The organism is Halorussus caseinilyticus, assembly GCF_029338395.1.
Classification (GTDB): domain Archaea; phylum Halobacteriota; class Halobacteria; order Halobacteriales; family Haladaptataceae; genus Halorussus; species Halorussus caseinilyticus.
Map to the genome: position 1 here is coordinate 621,700 of NZ_CP119809.1, position 13,720 is coordinate 635,419.

The 13,720-nt window shown below is 58.5% G+C and carries 17 protein-coding genes and 1 tRNA gene; 7 read left to right on the forward strand and 11 right to left on the reverse strand.

What is annotated here, in order from left to right; genetic code table 11:
- The first annotated feature begins 163 nt into the window (after positions 1-163).
- Positions 164-1,144, forward strand: a complete 981-nt coding sequence (locus P2T60_RS03125) for a class I SAM-dependent methyltransferase (protein WP_276281104.1) — start codon at positions 164-166, stop codon at positions 1,142-1,144.
- 124 nt (positions 1,145-1,268) lie between these two features.
- Positions 1,269-1,343: transfer RNA gene (locus P2T60_RS03130), tRNA-Thr, on the forward strand.
- Positions 1,344-2,614: 1,271 nt separating this feature from the next.
- Here the strand turns inward: P2T60_RS03130 and P2T60_RS03135 are convergent.
- On the reverse strand, positions 2,615-3,103 hold the full coding sequence (locus P2T60_RS03135) for a hypothetical protein (RefSeq protein WP_276281105.1): 489 nt from the start codon (positions 3,101-3,103) through the stop codon (positions 2,615-2,617).
- Between the two features lie 142 nt (positions 3,104-3,245).
- A complete protein-coding gene (locus tag P2T60_RS03140; protein ID WP_382209907.1) occupies positions 3,246-3,452 on the reverse strand; it encodes a winged helix-turn-helix domain-containing protein in 207 nt (68 codons plus the stop codon).
- 199 nt (positions 3,453-3,651) lie between these two features.
- Between P2T60_RS03140 and P2T60_RS03145 the strand changes: the two genes are divergently transcribed.
- Both P2T60_RS03145 and P2T60_RS03150 read left to right on the forward strand, forming a co-directional pair.
- Positions 3,652-4,155: an SWIM zinc finger family protein gene (locus P2T60_RS03145; RefSeq protein ID WP_276281107.1), complete on the forward strand. Its 504-nt coding sequence runs from the start codon at positions 3,652-3,654 to the stop codon at positions 4,153-4,155.
- Entirely contained in the window at positions 4,152-4,304 is a 153-nt protein-coding gene (locus P2T60_RS03150) for a hypothetical protein (protein WP_276281108.1), read from the forward strand. Before P2T60_RS03145 ends, P2T60_RS03150 begins: the two co-directional genes overlap by 4 nt.
- A 59-nt stretch (positions 4,305-4,363) precedes the next feature.
- Here P2T60_RS03150 and P2T60_RS03155 read toward each other — a convergent pair whose 3' ends face one another.
- Positions 4,364-4,693 (reverse strand): hypothetical protein, encoded by a 330-nt coding sequence (locus P2T60_RS03155; protein WP_276281109.1) that lies wholly within the window; start codon positions 4,691-4,693, stop codon positions 4,364-4,366.
- A gap of 95 nt (positions 4,694-4,788) precedes the next feature.
- Here P2T60_RS03155 and P2T60_RS03160 point away from each other — a divergent pair, with 95 nt between their 5' ends.
- Positions 4,789-5,232 carry a hypothetical protein gene (locus P2T60_RS03160; protein WP_276281110.1) on the forward strand — a complete coding sequence of 148 codons (444 nt, stop codon included), beginning with the start codon at positions 4,789-4,791 and terminating at the stop codon, positions 5,230-5,232.
- Positions 5,233-5,252: 20 nt separating this feature from the next.
- On the opposite strand, the gene P2T60_RS03165 is transcribed toward P2T60_RS03160, so the two are convergent.
- On the reverse strand, positions 5,253-5,972 hold the full coding sequence (locus tag P2T60_RS03165) for a hypothetical protein (protein WP_276281111.1): 720 nt from the start codon (positions 5,970-5,972) through the stop codon (positions 5,253-5,255).
- A 44-nt stretch (positions 5,973-6,016) separates the two neighbouring features.
- Positions 6,017-7,024 (reverse strand): tyrosine-type recombinase/integrase, encoded by a 1,008-nt coding sequence (locus P2T60_RS03170; protein ID WP_276281112.1) that lies wholly within the window; start codon positions 7,022-7,024, stop codon positions 6,017-6,019.
- A 300-nt stretch (positions 7,025-7,324) separates the two neighbouring features.
- Here P2T60_RS03170 and P2T60_RS03175 point away from each other — a divergent pair, with 300 nt between their 5' ends.
- The gene (locus P2T60_RS03175) at positions 7,325-7,690 is read left to right on the forward strand and encodes a hypothetical protein (RefSeq protein WP_276281113.1); all 366 of its coding nucleotides are present in this window, start codon (positions 7,325-7,327) and stop codon (positions 7,688-7,690) included.
- On the opposite strand, the gene P2T60_RS03180 is transcribed toward P2T60_RS03175, so the two are convergent.
- The 4 genes from P2T60_RS03180 to P2T60_RS03195 all read right to left on the reverse strand — a co-directional run bounded on the left by P2T60_RS03180 (position 7,687) and on the right by P2T60_RS03195 (position 10,847).
- On the reverse strand, positions 7,687-8,259 hold the full coding sequence (locus P2T60_RS03180) for a hypothetical protein (RefSeq protein ID WP_276281114.1): 573 nt from the start codon (positions 8,257-8,259) through the stop codon (positions 7,687-7,689). The two genes, P2T60_RS03175 and P2T60_RS03180, sit on opposite strands and share 4 nt — an antisense overlap.
- A 369-nt stretch (positions 8,260-8,628) precedes the next feature.
- Positions 8,629-9,720 carry a saccharopine dehydrogenase family protein gene (locus tag P2T60_RS03185; protein ID WP_276281115.1) on the reverse strand — a complete coding sequence of 364 codons (1,092 nt, stop codon included), beginning with the start codon at positions 9,718-9,720 and terminating at the stop codon, positions 8,629-8,631.
- Positions 9,721-9,955: 235 nt separating this feature from the next.
- Entirely contained in the window at positions 9,956-10,489 is a 534-nt protein-coding gene (locus P2T60_RS03190; RefSeq protein WP_276281116.1) for a hypothetical protein, read from the reverse strand.
- A 43-nt stretch (positions 10,490-10,532) separates the two neighbouring features.
- A complete protein-coding gene (locus P2T60_RS03195; RefSeq protein ID WP_276281117.1) occupies positions 10,533-10,847 on the reverse strand; it encodes a hypothetical protein in 315 nt (104 codons plus the stop codon).
- A gap of 183 nt (positions 10,848-11,030) precedes the next feature.
- Here P2T60_RS03195 and P2T60_RS03200 point away from each other — a divergent pair, with 183 nt between their 5' ends.
- The gene (locus P2T60_RS03200) at positions 11,031-11,984 is read left to right on the forward strand and encodes a phytoene/squalene synthase family protein (protein ID WP_276281118.1); all 954 of its coding nucleotides are present in this window, start codon (positions 11,031-11,033) and stop codon (positions 11,982-11,984) included.
- A 13-nt stretch (positions 11,985-11,997) separates the two neighbouring features.
- Here the strand turns inward: P2T60_RS03200 and cruF are convergent, their stop codons facing one another.
- Positions 11,998-12,831 carry a bisanhydrobacterioruberin hydratase gene (gene cruF / locus P2T60_RS03205; protein ID WP_276281119.1) on the reverse strand — a complete coding sequence of 278 codons (834 nt, stop codon included), beginning with the start codon at positions 12,829-12,831 and terminating at the stop codon, positions 11,998-12,000.
- A complete protein-coding gene (locus P2T60_RS03210) occupies positions 12,824-13,717 on the reverse strand; it encodes a prenyltransferase (protein ID WP_276281120.1) in 894 nt (297 codons plus the stop codon). Before P2T60_RS03210 ends, cruF begins: the two co-directional genes overlap by 8 nt.
- Positions 13,718-13,720 lie beyond the last annotated feature (3 nt).

Here is a 13,720-nt window from a genome sequence, read left to right on the forward strand (position 1 = left end):
GTAACGCTATCACGTCGTACACCCCGAGGCATCGGAAGAGGACGATTGTAGCTGAGTAACGAACGCCCTCCCCGAATACAATCCGGGCAAAACCCGGACTCCCGGCGGGGAATCGGGACCGCGAAGCGTCACGCTTACCGCCGTACCCCGAAAAGTCGGGGGCATGGAAGCGCCGTGCGTGCGCGTCGAACGAGAGCGAGGCGAGGAGACCCGAACGCGGTTGGCCGAGGCAAACCTGCTCGCCGAGGAGTTCGAAATCGAAGTCGCGGAGGGGTACCTCTACCTCCCGGTGACCGACCCCGAGGCGGTGCCCGACGAGTTGGAAGTCGTCGCGCGCGCTGTCGGCGAACGCGACACGCCCGACACGCCCACGGACTTGCTCGGCTTCGAACCCACCTACGAGCGACTCGGCGACATCGTGATTCTCGACGAGGACGACTCCGACCGCGCCCGCGACATCGCCGACGCGGTGATGGACTCGGACATCCCCGTGAAGACGGTGGTCAACCGCGCGTCGAAGGTCAAAGGCGAGTTGCGCGTCCGCGACTGGGAGGTGCTGGTCGGCGACGGCACCGAGACGGTCCACCGCGAGTACGGATGCGAGTACCTACTCGACGTGGCCGAGGTGTACTTCTCGCCGCGCCTCGCCACCGAGCGCCACCGCGTGGCCGAACAGGTCGAGTCGGGCGAGCGGGCCTTCGACATGTTCGCCGGGGTGGGTCCCTTCGTCGTCCCGTTCGCCAAGCGCGGCGCTCAAGCCGTCGGCGTGGACTTGAACGAGCGTGCGGTCGAGTACCTGCGGGAGAACGCCCGCCGCAACGACGTGGAAGAGAGGGTGACGGCGATTCAGGGCGACGTACGGGAAGTCGCGCCCGAGTACGCGGACTGGGCCGACCGCGTGGTGATGAACCTGCCCCACAGCGCCGACGAGTTCCTCGACTCGGCGGTCGAACTCGCGGGCGACGACTGCGCGGTCCACTACTACGACATCCAGCACGAGGACGACCCCTTCGGACCGGGCGAGGCGGCGATTCGCGCCGCCGCGGAACCCGACTACGACGTGGAAGTCGAGACCCGCCACGCCGTCCGGTCGTACGCGCCCCACGAGTTGAACGTCTGTCTCGACGTGCGACTGTCTCGCTAACGGCGGGCGATTTCGGAAGTCTTATTTCTCCCGTAGATGGAGTAAGAAGTGCAGGCGAAGTAGTCTGCCGGTGTCTGACCGAACGGAGTGAGGTCAGGCTCGGGACGCGAACGGACGTGAGCGTGCCGGTGTAGCTCAGACTGGCTAGAGCGATTCCTTCGTAAGGAATAGGCCGAGGGTTCAAATCCCTCCACCGGCTTTCGCAGAGCGAAACGTCGTAAAGGCACCTACGGGACGGTGTCTATATAAACTTCTCCCCCGGAAGACCTAACATTTGATTAGGTTTACCCGTGGGTTTTGCCGCTAACATTTGATTCCCCGACCGACACGGAGCCTCCGCGTCTGGCGGTTCTGAAAAAGGAGTCGTTCTGCTGTCGTTTGCGGCCCGCGCCTTTCACGGCGGGAAGGTGGTTCTTCGAGAATGTCCGCACGAGTAATTACTCTAAGTAATCCTCCAAGGGGCCTGTTCTCTGTCGGATGTTGCACGCTAAAGATGGGACCGGGTTGCCCAACCTTGGACTTCTCAGAAGCCCCAAACCTGCGGGAAGGCGCGAGTCCTTGTTAATCCGAACTTCTCTGGTCTGTCCTTCAAGACTCGAATCCTATGATTCCCTTCTGTACTCGGGAATCCCCAACTCTGCGGGAAGGCATAGTTCTCGTTTCGGCTAATCCGGGTCACGCCTATCCTCAAAGGATTGCTCACCTTCCCGCAGGTCTTGGCTCTTCCCGATTCCTCCCGGCTGTCTTGGAGGCAAAGGTTCTCGAACCCAATTCGCCCCTCCCCTATCGGGGATAATAGAAACGGCCTTAGAGTCGGTGTTGCCACTCCGAGTGTCCCAACTTGGCCGGAGCGCGGAAACGACCTACCTAAGGAGCGTTAGTCGCCACAGTCCGTCCTCGACCTCGGCGGGTTGTGTTCCCCACTTCAGTCTCCGGTCTGTGGCCCTCCACCATCGCTGTGCGCTATCCGAGAGCCGTACCCGGTGGATACGGCCCATGTATGAACCTCGAACTTGGGACGGTGCTTAGCCCACGATACTGACCTTCGGCCAGTTAGAACAATCCCGAACGCCGTGGGCGGGCGTCCGTTCTGCTTCCCTCACTAATAAGAATAGACAACCATTCATATACCCTGTCGAGGGTATATAAAGGAAAGGCGGGGAAATCGGGAAGGCCCCTTACGCGCAAGGAAAATTGCTCATCAACGCGAGGCGGGTTACGTCTATACAGAAGGACCCTTCCGAAGTGGTGTAATAACCGGGGGCACTACGCTGGCTATGATTCAGGGCCTTCTATCAGCTTATACAGGCCCTTGTGAACACGCTTGACACATCCGAGTTACACGAAATGTTGGCGACTGGGACAGACTGACCGTGCTGAACGCGGGCACCGAATACCGGATATCAGGACGCTCATTATTTTTCACGCCTAAATTTCGGTTACTCTAACGAATCTTCTGGCTTTTGTCCTTTATAACTCAACCGCTTCTATGAAATCAAGAGTATCCTCTATTGCGTTTCTAACCTTCTTTTGAGTCTCTTCATCCTTTTCAATCTTCTCAAGGTATCCGTAATCGTGAACTAAGTTATTCCGTAAGTTCACGATGGGATTTTTATTGCTCTCTATACGATTGATTTCTTCGTCATGTTCTTGAAGTGCCCCGTACTTAGAGCATTCCGTTATCAATTTTCCAAGGCTGTAGCTGTTGTAGCCCTCGTTTTCAAACTCCTCTAAATCCCAACCGTAGTGAAGTCGGATAGCCTCGCTTATAACGGTTTCCAGTCTTGTTGAAGTGAGTATAAGAGATAACGCATATTCATTGTCTTCCAAACGGTCACGGATAGTATCTACTGGAAATGAGCGAGAGAGTGTAGCACTACATTCCACACCGGCCGAAGCATGTGCTGAGAGACTTTGAGGATTGCGGTCAGGTGAACTTCCCCCGGATTCGTCTGTCACATATAACGACATATGATTTCAAATACTTAGCGTTTCCTGAATTTTTGAATATAACTTTACCATCTGACTTCCTTGAATATCAAGTCGGCAACCGTTTATTGGCTCTGGAAACTGTCGATAGTCTCTCCTATTTCTTCTGGCGTTACTCTGATTCTGGGTCGCTCTCCAGCTCATACAGGCCCTTGTGGACGCGCTCGACGTATCCGAGTTCCATGAAACGCTGGAGACGGTTGCGGACGTGCTGGCGGCTGTAGTCGTGTTCCTCGGCGATGTAGGCGGGCGTACATCGGCCCTCTCGCAACATCTCAAGGATAGCCCGGTCAGTCGGGCTAAGGTCTATCTCGGGCATACTGGTTGTTGTCTCCTTGCCTACTTATACTTTTGAACGTATGCATATGAAGCAAACCCTACGTAATAGTTGGTTCGTATGCATACAAACCAAAGGTATAAGACAACGCCACTCTTACTCGGAAGTAGGAAGCGCGGTATTGCCTCGCAGAAAGGCCGGTGCTGGAACACCGACCGTGCTTCTGATGGAAGCCAGAAGCATGACAACAAAGGAAACCAGCGGTAAAAAGAGTGCTGTTCGGGAACTAACCTTCGGCGCAAAGACGGCCAAGCGTGTCGCGTGGGAGTCGTGGGAGTTCACCGTTGTCGGCCCGCACCTCGTGAAGGTCACGAACGCCAGCTACGGCTACCTGAAGGAGGACCACGCCTACACGGTCGGTGTCGAGGAGCGCGACGGGCGTGGTGTTCCCGCCGAGTGCGACTGTCCCGCCGACGTTCACCACGAATCCGACTGCAAGCACAAGGTCGCGGTCGCCACTATCGGCGGGAAGGTCCTGCTCGATGCGGCGGTCAACTTCTCGGCCCCCTCGGAAGGCGGGCGCGTTCCCGCCGAATCAGTCACCGTTGCCGACAAGCTCCGCGCCGATGGTGGTTCCTCGGTCGTGGCCGAAGCGTGTCCGAACGGGCAAGTCCGGTGTGGCGGTCCCGAAGACGACGAACTCCCGTGCTTCGCGTGCTACTCGGGGAACCGGAGTGAGGCGTGAGTTCGATGAACGGCTTGCTCCTGCTGTTCGAGGGCGTTTCGACGGACGACGTTACCGAGGAATTCCTCGGTGACTTGATGGACGTGGCAGAGGACAACGACCTACTGCTTACGGGTATCTCGGTTTGGGGCGATGAATTAGAAGAATAGAGTTTTGAAAACGGATTGAATCTCTTCTCGGACCTTGCCGTTTAGAATCAACTCGATGTTCAAAGCTCGTCGTGTTCTTTTACAAGGTCGAAACGAATATCCTCCACGCCACGCCCTTGCTTACGGGCCTCTGCCGTTTGCACAGTCTGTTTGGCAATTTCGGAGACGGTAGTATCGTAGTTGTTCTCCAGCATAAGCAGATACACGGACAGCAAATTGATGTGGGTATCCAAACCGTCGTTAGCTATAGTTCCGTTTTGTCCTGTAGCGTAGAGTTCACCGCTCTCACCTACATTTGAATCCCAATGCATGAATCCAAAGACGCTACCCGGAACAGTATCCTCAAGCCGGTCAATGATTTCCTGCTGTTTATCTGTATTTGAGGACATGATTTCAGTCTATCACCTCAACCACTTAGTGCTGTGGATTTATAAAAAAGATATATTCCCGAACCTTTTCGAGAAGGAGTGTTATCTACAGAGTGATGATACAAGGAGTCATAGACTGGCTATTTCTTAATGTCCGAAAAGCAGTAGCAATTGTCCTCATAACGTTCTTAGTAGCAATTATAGTCGCTCAATACTATGACACCGGAAAAAAGTATGCACGTATTGGAGAGGATTTCCGTGGAAAAGCGGCAGTCGCGGTAGCCCTGATAATAATCGCTCTCGGAAGTTCTTTTACTACTGCAATTCTCCAACCTCACCTTATCCGCATATTCCGTGATATTCGGATGCTGGTTTCTGCGCTCGGTCTTATCTGCTTTGCTGGTCTTTATCTTGCAAATCAAGAAGTGGACGAATGGAATGTAAACGATGGAAGTCGGTTTATGCTCGCTTTGGCCCTTCTGGGGTTGGTACTCACATTCGGCCCGTGGGTATACGAGTCGATTTTACAATGGATGATGGCCCAAATTCCTTTCATTTAATTCCTTTCCAAGCGTACTGTTTACTCCAATAGGTATTGTTCTGCCATCTCACGATGCTCCTCTATATCCTCCTTACTATACTCCAAGAAATATGAATTGGATTCACACCACTCGTAATACTCTTCGAGCGTCTGGTAGAGGAGACTACTAATATCGTCATCAACGTAACGGAACCACTCGTGCCAGACTCGTTCAATTGGCTCATCACCATCAGGAGCGAATGCGCGCGCAGATTTATCAATAAAAATTCCAAATGGTGGTGCCTTAGTCTCGTTTTCAACAGCCTGAATCATGGGTAATCCCAAAAGAAGAGATTCTACGTAATCGGAATCAGCTACAAAATCCTGATTCACATCTTCTGAAATATTTTCTCCGTGTAAGATGGGTCCGTAGGAAAGAGACGCTCGGGGGATGTATGTGTATTCCGCACTCCGGTTCTCAATGTTGTCTTTAGCAAGTTTGCCGAAAACATCTGAAAGAAGCTCAAGCATACTCATTTTATCGTCAGATGTCAGATATACGCCGTCCATGATGGGATAATGGGTCACAGCATCTCGGTCTATAGCATCATCAACTGCAACATGGAGGTTAAGAATATCAATTGCAGATGTTTCGAGCGACCTTGACATTGTTCCTCGGACACCCATCAAATCCAACCAACAGACGTACTCCTTCGTAATACCGTCCAACTGGTTAGAATCGGTATAGACGTGAGGAACATTAATCTCTTCCACCATCACTATTACAGAGAGGAAGAAGTCAAATTAATGTTTGGATGGAGATGCTATATATCCCGTAGATAGTCCCGCCGTCGCTCCGCTTTCTCGTCATGTGAACCCTTATCGTAGTGCTTGTCCAGAATCTTCCCGCTCATGTTCACCCTGTCGCCGGTTACGTCCTTGGGTTGCCCCGCATTCCGAGCCGCCGTCACGTAGCCCCGCCGGAGGGCATGGGGACTGACCGAACCGGGGCACTTGGAAGCGTGGCCCCATTGGGTCGCTTCGCAGGTGTCGGGGTCCCGGTCGAACGGGCACTTCCCGCCGTTGTAGAAGCACGGAGAGGTAGCGAGATAGACGTGCTTGGTGATGGTCGTCCGACTGGTCCGACCGTGCTTGGTGGCAACCAGCGGCTTCCTGCCGTGCTTGTCCTCCACGTCGGGCCGCTGGTCGTTGATGAAGTCCGTGACGACCTCGGCGGCCTCGGGGGTGATGATTACGTCCCGCTCGCTGTGGTCCTTCCGCTTGAGAGGCGTGCCGCTCTCGGGGCGGTGTCGGAGTTCCACCGCCGGGCGTCCTTCGTCAAAGTCTCCGAGGTCGAGTGCCCGAAGGCCGCCAATTCGCATACCACACTTCCAGAGCAGAAGGAGAATAATATGCCGAAGACTGGCGTAGTCGTACTTCCCGAGGCGGTCGAGGATGGCCGTGGCCTCTTCTCGGGTCAGCACGTCGTCGCAAATCTCGTCGTCCTCGTTGACTTTAGTGACGTTGACGAGTTCGTGAAGTCCGACCGGGACGGCTTGGATGGTTTCGCAGAACTGGATGAAGTTCTTGACTGTCCGCATATCGTTTCGGCAGGTAATGGGTTTCACGTCGTCCAGTCTCCATTCCTCGAACCGGGCTATCACGTCGCTGTCTACGTCCCGCATATCGGTGATGTTGCGCTCTTCGAGGTATTCGAGGAACCGGGTGAGGGCGGTGTCGTAGTTGTAGAGCGTCTTCTTGCTGACGTGGGCTTCTTTCCGTTTGAGGTATCTGTTCACGGCGTCTTCCGGTGGGGTTTGTTTGGTTCGCATGGTTGTCTTGTACGACGCCCACCTGCTACGGCCTCCGCGTACTGACGCGGTAACGACGACAGGGTTCAGCGAACCTGTCGGAGTGCCGAGGGTTCAAATCCCTCCACCGGCTCTTTCTGGCGAACATAACGAACGGCCAACTACTGCTGAGTGAAATTTGATTAAGGCGAATTGAAGTTCGTATAGACGAACTACTTTGAGTCTATAATATATCACACCATAAGACTTTTGAGTACGGCTATACTTCCTATATGTATAAGGGATAAAACAAATTGACGTTTATTGTTGGTCACTAAATCTATGAGTTCTGATGGAGAGGTCACCAATACGGCTACATCTGCAAAAAACACTATCAGTAGTTCATGGGATGAATGGGTAGAATCGATAGTCCGAGAACGGAAATCTGATTCTGGCTCTATCCGGCTTTTAGGATTTTTTAGACAGATAGTAACCGAGTTCATAGTTTACTTACTATTTGGCATTATTTTTTCTACATTTGTTCTTGTCATTGATCTATTTACCCCGTTTATTCTGATGCCGAACGCTTGGTATGCCTATCCGATGTACATAGGGGCCGCAGTTTCTCTTTTATTTATTACTGGCCATGACAAATGGCTCCGGCCGGAAGAAGAGCATCAAAAAAATTCGGATGATGCCGAAGATTAGTTAAGCCGCTTGCTTCGCTTTTTACCGATGTGGAATGAATCGGTGAATGTCACGATGGGATTATTGAGACTGCTAGAAATCATTTCTCTTGCCGCGCTACTAAGACCACTAATAAATAACAAAATAAAAATGAGGTCAACAGCTAAACCTCCAACACTAAGAGGGATTCCTCTCTGAATCATTGCCTTATCCCAAGCAGGATAGAGTAACGCAAATAGGAGGGCAACTGGGACAAGACCCTGACGTATAAGCGCCCCGCCAATTGCTCCGCTAAAGAGGATAGTTGCATTCACGTAAATAAACATGGTACCACCTATTAGTAATTGTTTCCATAAAGCCAAGTCCTCAAAGTCACCTTCGTTTTCGTTTTCAACATAATCTTGGCTCATCAGGATAGCAAATCCAAAGATAGTAGCTAAGCCAAGTCCACCCCAGAGGGGGCCAACTTGATAAAGAGAGTAGAGAGAAAACGCTGACAAAATAACGTAGCCAATTATGAATCTACCCGTATCACGACTGGTCCGAACAATAAATTCGATTGGACCGCTTGTCTGAGTAGATTCAGTCATGGATTAGTCCTGTAAGGATGGTTATATTCAGAGGATGTAAATCTATTGGATTGTTTTGTATATGTTAAATACAAGCACTGCTTTAGGCACACCATACTGGTTATCTTCTGAATAAAGATTAATACGACATCGAGAGTTATGTGGGTTTTGGCTTTCTCGTTTTACTCATCGAAACTGACGAACTTTCTTAGAATTATTATGGCACCTTCCGATTCGAACCTGTCTAGTCTGAAATATATAGCGAACAGAAGATACGATAGAACGAATTGTGGCCGAGCCACCTTCAAATCAACCCTCGTCCCCCTAAGTATGTAGATCTGGCGCTTCCAGTACCGACGGCGGAGGCTGAGCGGTCACTACGGTTAGTTTTTATTCCTCAGGCACACTCACCCCGATTTCCGACCCGCTACCCACGTCCTCGCGCTCCACGCCGTCGAACTCCAGCACGTAGTCCGGGCCGAACGCCGACGCCGGGGTGTGGAACCCCGCACCGACCTCGCCCGCGAGGACCCGGCGCGCGGACTCCACCGCGGTCCGGGCCGTCAGGTCGTAGGTGTCGGGCGTCCGGAGTCGCGCCGTCGCCCGATTCCCCTCGTCGTCCTCGACTTCGCCCCAGACGCGACTCGCGCTCTGGGCGCGTTCCTCTGCGGTGGGTCCCGAGACGGTGGCGTCGATGGCGGCTTTCAGCGCGCGCTGGACGGGCTTGGCTCCGAGGAGCGGCGCGAGCGCGGCGGACTTCGCCATCACCGTCGCGGCGTACTCCGGCACCGTGGCGTAGGTTTCGACGTTCGGAATCCCGGTGGTGTAGTAGGCCGAGGACACGTCGCCCCACGGAATCGTCACCGCGGGCTTTGGCCCTTGGCCGAAGTCGAGGCGGCGGGTCTTCCACGCCGCCGGGACTTCCCGAATCCGGCCGTCCTGCCGGACCGCGCCGGGGGTCGAGAGACCTTCCACGATGGACTTGGCCGTGCCGGGCGAGAACGTGCCGAGACCGTCGATGGCCAGCGAGAGGCGGGTCGCCGACTCCAATCGGGTGTGGAGGTGGGCCGCCAGACAGTCGGTCGGCACCACGTCGAACCCCACCGCCGGGAGAAGCGTCACGTCGGCGTCCTCGGCGTCCGGGTCGCGTTCGGCGATTGCCTCCAGCACGTCGATTTCGCCCGTGATGTCGAGGTAGTTCGTCCCGGCCCGGAGGCACGCCGAGACCAGCGGGTCGGCGGTCTGCGAGAACGGCCCGGCGCAGTTCAGCACCGCGTCGAAGTCGGCGACCTGTCGCCGGACCACCTCGTGGTGCCGGAGGCTGAAGACCCGGTGGTCTACTCCGAGGTCGGTCGCCTGTCGTTCGACTCTCTCGGCCGTGCGCCCGGCGAGGACGGGCGACAGTCCCTCGTCCAGCGCGGTTTGGGCGACGAGCGCGCCGGTGTAGCCGTACGAGCCGTAGACGAGTAGTTCGTCGGTCACGACCCCCGATTGGACGGTGAGGCGTAAAACTCGCGGGGCCAACGTGCGACGACGGGACAGCTATTTCGTTCCAAAGAAAACGTAAATATTTCTTAGAGAATCGTATTTCGTTTTCCATCGCAGGGTCGTCGTTCCGACGACCCACGCGGTTCCGCCGGGGTCGCGCGGTCCCGTCAAAATGACGGGACCGCGCGACCCCGCTGTCGTCGCCGTTCGTCGGTCCCCGTCGGCGTTCTCACTCCGCGGACTCGGCCGTCGTCGGTTCGTCGGCGTCCGCGGGGTCGTCCTCGGCCGCAGTCTCGTCGTCCACCTCGGAGTCGGCGGCGTCCGCTCGGTCGCTCTCCGCGTCCGCTCCGTCGGCGGCGACCGTTCCGGTCGCCGCCTCCGTCCGGTCGTCCTCGGTGGCGTCTCCCACGTCGGCCGACCCAGTTACGTCTCGCGGGTCCACGTCCGGCGGGGTGTCGGCGACTTCCGCGAGGTCCGACTCCCTCCGACGCTCGCCCGCGCCACCCGACCGGCGCTGAGCGAGAGCGACCCCTATCCAGAACAGGCCGCCGAGCGCCTGCAAAGCCCCTCGCTTGCGCTCGCCCTTCAGGAAGGTCCGCCCGGCCCGGACCAGCGAGACGACGCCCGACGCGGCCGCGAGGTTGCCCGACTCTGCGTGGCGGGCGAGTTTCGGCCCGACCGTCTCCGCCAGCGACCCCGCTCGGTCGGCGACTCCGTTGCTACCCTCGTCTAACGTCTCGGTAACGGCGTCGGAAGAACTCATGCGTACGGAACGAGGACAGCGGCGCAAAAAGGCGTGGTGGCGGTCAGTTGAGTCGTTCGCCGCAGTTGGTACACTCGACTTGCTTCTTGCCGGTCGGCGCGCGCGAGACGTGCAACGCCCCGCCGGTGTCGCACTCGGGACAGACGCTGGTGCCCGTCTCGGCGGCCTGCTGGCGGGCCATCCACGCGAGGAGGCGCTCTAACCGCTGGACACGTTCGGTGAGTGCTTCGACGGACTGTCCGGACGGGTCCGGGCCGTCGCTGGCCGTCGCACCGTCGTCGCTTCGGACGCTCCGGGCCGGAGTCGAATCGTCGGGCGTCGAGCGGTCGTCGGTCGGGGAGGACTCGGAATCTGTCATGGAGAGAGAGCCAAGCGTGTGGCTTGGGGACGTACGACGCGACCTAACGACAAAAAAGTACGTGGGCGGTCTGTCTCCCCCCGAGGATTTCATCGACGCTAACAGTTAACTCGGAGGAAACCCTAGAGGGAATGCTGCGAGGCGCTGCTGTTCGGCCGAACTCTGCACAACACAGGATACAGAATGGTCACCGACCGACAACTTCGAAGAAGCAAGACGATTCAGCAGCGAACCGGCAGAACCTTCTACTTCGCTACGCGGTTGCTCCCCCGGCGCGTCCGTCACCCGACCTACGTTCTCTACGCGTTCTTCCGCGTGGCCGACGAGGTCGTAGACAGCGCGACCGACCGACCGCCGGAGGACCAACGCGAGCGACTCGAACGACTCCGGGCGGAAGCACTCGGCCGGGCCGAGACCGAAGACGACGTTCTCGCCGCCTTTCAGGAGGTGCGCGAGAAGTACGGGATTCCCGACGAGGAAATCGAAGTCTTCATCGACGCGATGCTCTCGGACATAGAGAAGCGCCGATGGGAGGACTACGACGAGTTGGAAGCGTACATGCGCGGGTCGGCCGCCGCGGTCGGTGTGATGATGCAGTCGGTCATGGGCGTCGAAGACTTCGAGGGCGTGAAACCGCACGCAGTCGCCCTCGGCGAGGCGTTCCAGTTGACGAACTTCCTGCGCGACGTGCGCGAGGACATCGAAGACCGCGACCGAATCTATCTCCCCGGCGACACCCGCGACCGCCACGGCGTCACGGAGGCCGACGTTCGGCGTTGCAACCCGACCGACGGCTTCCGGTCCGCGATGGCCGACGAACTCCGGCGCGCCGAGCGCAAGTACCGCGAGGGAGTCGCGGGCATCGAGCACCTGCCCGACGACTGTCAGTTCGCGGTGCTGTACGCCGCGGTACTCTACGCCGAACACCACCGACTCATCCGGGCGCTCGACTACGACGTGTTCTCGTCGCCGCCCGAGGTAGGTCCGGTCCGCGCGGCGTGGCTCTGGGCGAAGACGCGCTGGTACTGGCAGAAGTCTCGGGACCCGGTGACGGTGTTCCGGGCAGTCAGCGCCATCCCGGAGGACGGCGGGACTCGCGCGAGCCATCACCCCGAAGGGGCACCGCAGGCGGACTGACTCCCTTCGGGTCTCAGTTCCGTCCGGGACGCTCCCGACCGACGCCCACGAAGTCGAAGCGGTCGGTCCGGACCAACCCGACGGAGAGACCGACCGCCAGTGCCACCGCAATCCAGTTGCCGAAGTAGACGTTCATCGCGCCCCAGAGGACGACGAAGCTCACGAAGTCGTCGAGCGCGAACTCGCAGTTCTCCAGTCGCGCCGCCAGCGCGTCGCGGTCGAATCCCCACTCGACCAGCGTGACCGCAATCGAACCGCTCAACACCCATCCCGCGAAGTTCGACAGGGGGACGCCGTAGTAGAACCCGCCGCCGTCGTAGGCCCAGAAGCCCAGACCGACCGCCGCGGGGTCCAGCACGAAGTCCACGACCAGTACGACCGCCAGCGCCGCGAGCGTCCGCCGAACCCGCGAGACCCGCGGGAGCAACAGCAAGACGAGCAGGTAGCTGTTGACCACCAGCGGTAGGAAGAAGACGGGCAGGCCGATTGGGACCCCGCCGACCATCGGACCCAACTCCAACTGGTAGCTGAACTCGCCGTAGGGCACGCCGTAGTGGACCCCGACGTACTCGACGGCGTAGCTGTAGGCCGTCACCGCCAGCAGGCCGAGTCCCGCCCGGCGGTCCACCAGCGGCGCGAGTCCCGCCACCAGCGGCAGGCGCATCACGAGTGTTCCGAACAGGACGAGCGCGGGGTTCATCGCCAGAAACGCCGGGAGCAGTCCCCGGTGACTCAGGACGAACAGCGCGGCCCCGACCAGCGGGAAGACGACCGCGATGGTGAATCGGTTCTCGCGGACCAGTCGGGCGAGCGTTGCCTCCGCGCTCGCCCGGTCGAAGCTACCCACGCACGACCCCCCAGAGACCGCCGAGCGTCAGCGCCATCCCGACCAGCGTGTTGAACGCCGGGAACCACCAGTAGGCCCGAGCCACGTCCACGTCGGTCTCGGCGACGCCGACCGCGAACAGGGGGTAGAGCGCGAGGAGCGCCCCGGCACGGGCGTCGAGCAGGCCGAAGGCTCCCGCCGCCAGCGACCAGCAGACCGCACAGTACGCCAAGGTTCGGCGCTCGCCGAGCAGGGTCGCGGTGGTCCGAATCCCGGCCCGGCGGTCGGGTTCGATGTCGGGCACCGCCGAGAAGGTGTGCATCGCCATCGCCCAGAGCCACCCGCCCGCGAGCGCGAGCGCGGGCGGTTGCTCGCCCGCGAGCGCGACGTACGCGGCCGCGCCCGGCAGGACGTAGAGACCGTTCGACACCGAATCGAGCGGCGGCGCGGTCTTGAGTCGGAACGGCGGGCCGCTGTAGGCGTACCCCAACGCGAGGAAGGCGAGGACCCACGCGCCCGCGCCCCACGCGACCGGTTCCGCGTTCGCGCTCGCAGGCGCAGACGCGCCTGCGAGCGCGCCCGTGGCGAGCGCGCCCGCCAGCGCGAGACCCGCGAGACCGCAGACTGCGACGACTGCGTTGACCGCGAGTCCCCCGCGGAAGCGTTCCTCGCGCGCGTCCTCGCCCGTCTTCTTGGGGTTCTGCGCGTCGATGTCCGCGTCGAAGGCGTCGTTGACGCCGTAGAGGTAGACGTTCGCGGGCACGAGGAAGTACGCGAACAACGCGACCGAGGCGGGCGCGAACAGGTCGGCGACGCCGGACGCGCCGTAGGCCACCCCGACGAGGACCGGCCCGGCGAGGTAGAGCCAGAACCGGGGCCGCGAGAGTTTCAGCAGGTAGCCGAGCATGGG

Coding starts and splice junctions, on each gene's coding strand:
- P2T60_RS03125 (WP_276281104.1), top strand. CDS start 164: ATGGAAGCGCCGTGCGTGCGCGTCGAACGAGAGCGAGGCGAGGAGACC.
- P2T60_RS03140 (WP_382209907.1), bottom strand. CDS start 3,452: ATGCCCGAGATAGACCTTAGCCCGACTGACCGGGCTATCCTTGAGATG.
- P2T60_RS03145 (WP_276281107.1), top strand. CDS start 3,652: ATGACAACAAAGGAAACCAGCGGTAAAAAGAGTGCTGTTCGGGAACTA.
- P2T60_RS03155 (WP_276281109.1), bottom strand. CDS start 4,693: ATGTCCTCAAATACAGATAAACAGCAGGAAATCATTGACCGGCTTGAG.
- P2T60_RS03160 (WP_276281110.1), top strand. CDS start 4,789: ATGATACAAGGAGTCATAGACTGGCTATTTCTTAATGTCCGAAAAGCA.
- P2T60_RS03170 (WP_276281112.1), bottom strand. CDS start 7,024: ATGCGAACCAAACAAACCCCACCGGAAGACGCCGTGAACAGATACCTC.
- P2T60_RS03175 (WP_276281113.1), top strand. CDS start 7,325: ATGAGTTCTGATGGAGAGGTCACCAATACGGCTACATCTGCAAAAAAC.
- P2T60_RS03180 (WP_276281114.1), bottom strand. CDS start 8,259: ATGACTGAATCTACTCAGACAAGCGGTCCAATCGAATTTATTGTTCGG.
- P2T60_RS03190 (WP_276281116.1), bottom strand. CDS start 10,489: ATGAGTTCTTCCGACGCCGTTACCGAGACGTTAGACGAGGGTAGCAAC.
- P2T60_RS03195 (WP_276281117.1), bottom strand. CDS start 10,847: ATGACAGATTCCGAGTCCTCCCCGACCGACGACCGCTCGACGCCCGAC.
- P2T60_RS03200 (WP_276281118.1), top strand. CDS start 11,031: ATGGTCACCGACCGACAACTTCGAAGAAGCAAGACGATTCAGCAGCGA.
- P2T60_RS03210 (WP_276281120.1), bottom strand. CDS start 13,717: ATGCTCGGCTACCTGCTGAAACTCTCGCGGCCCCGGTTCTGGCTCTAC.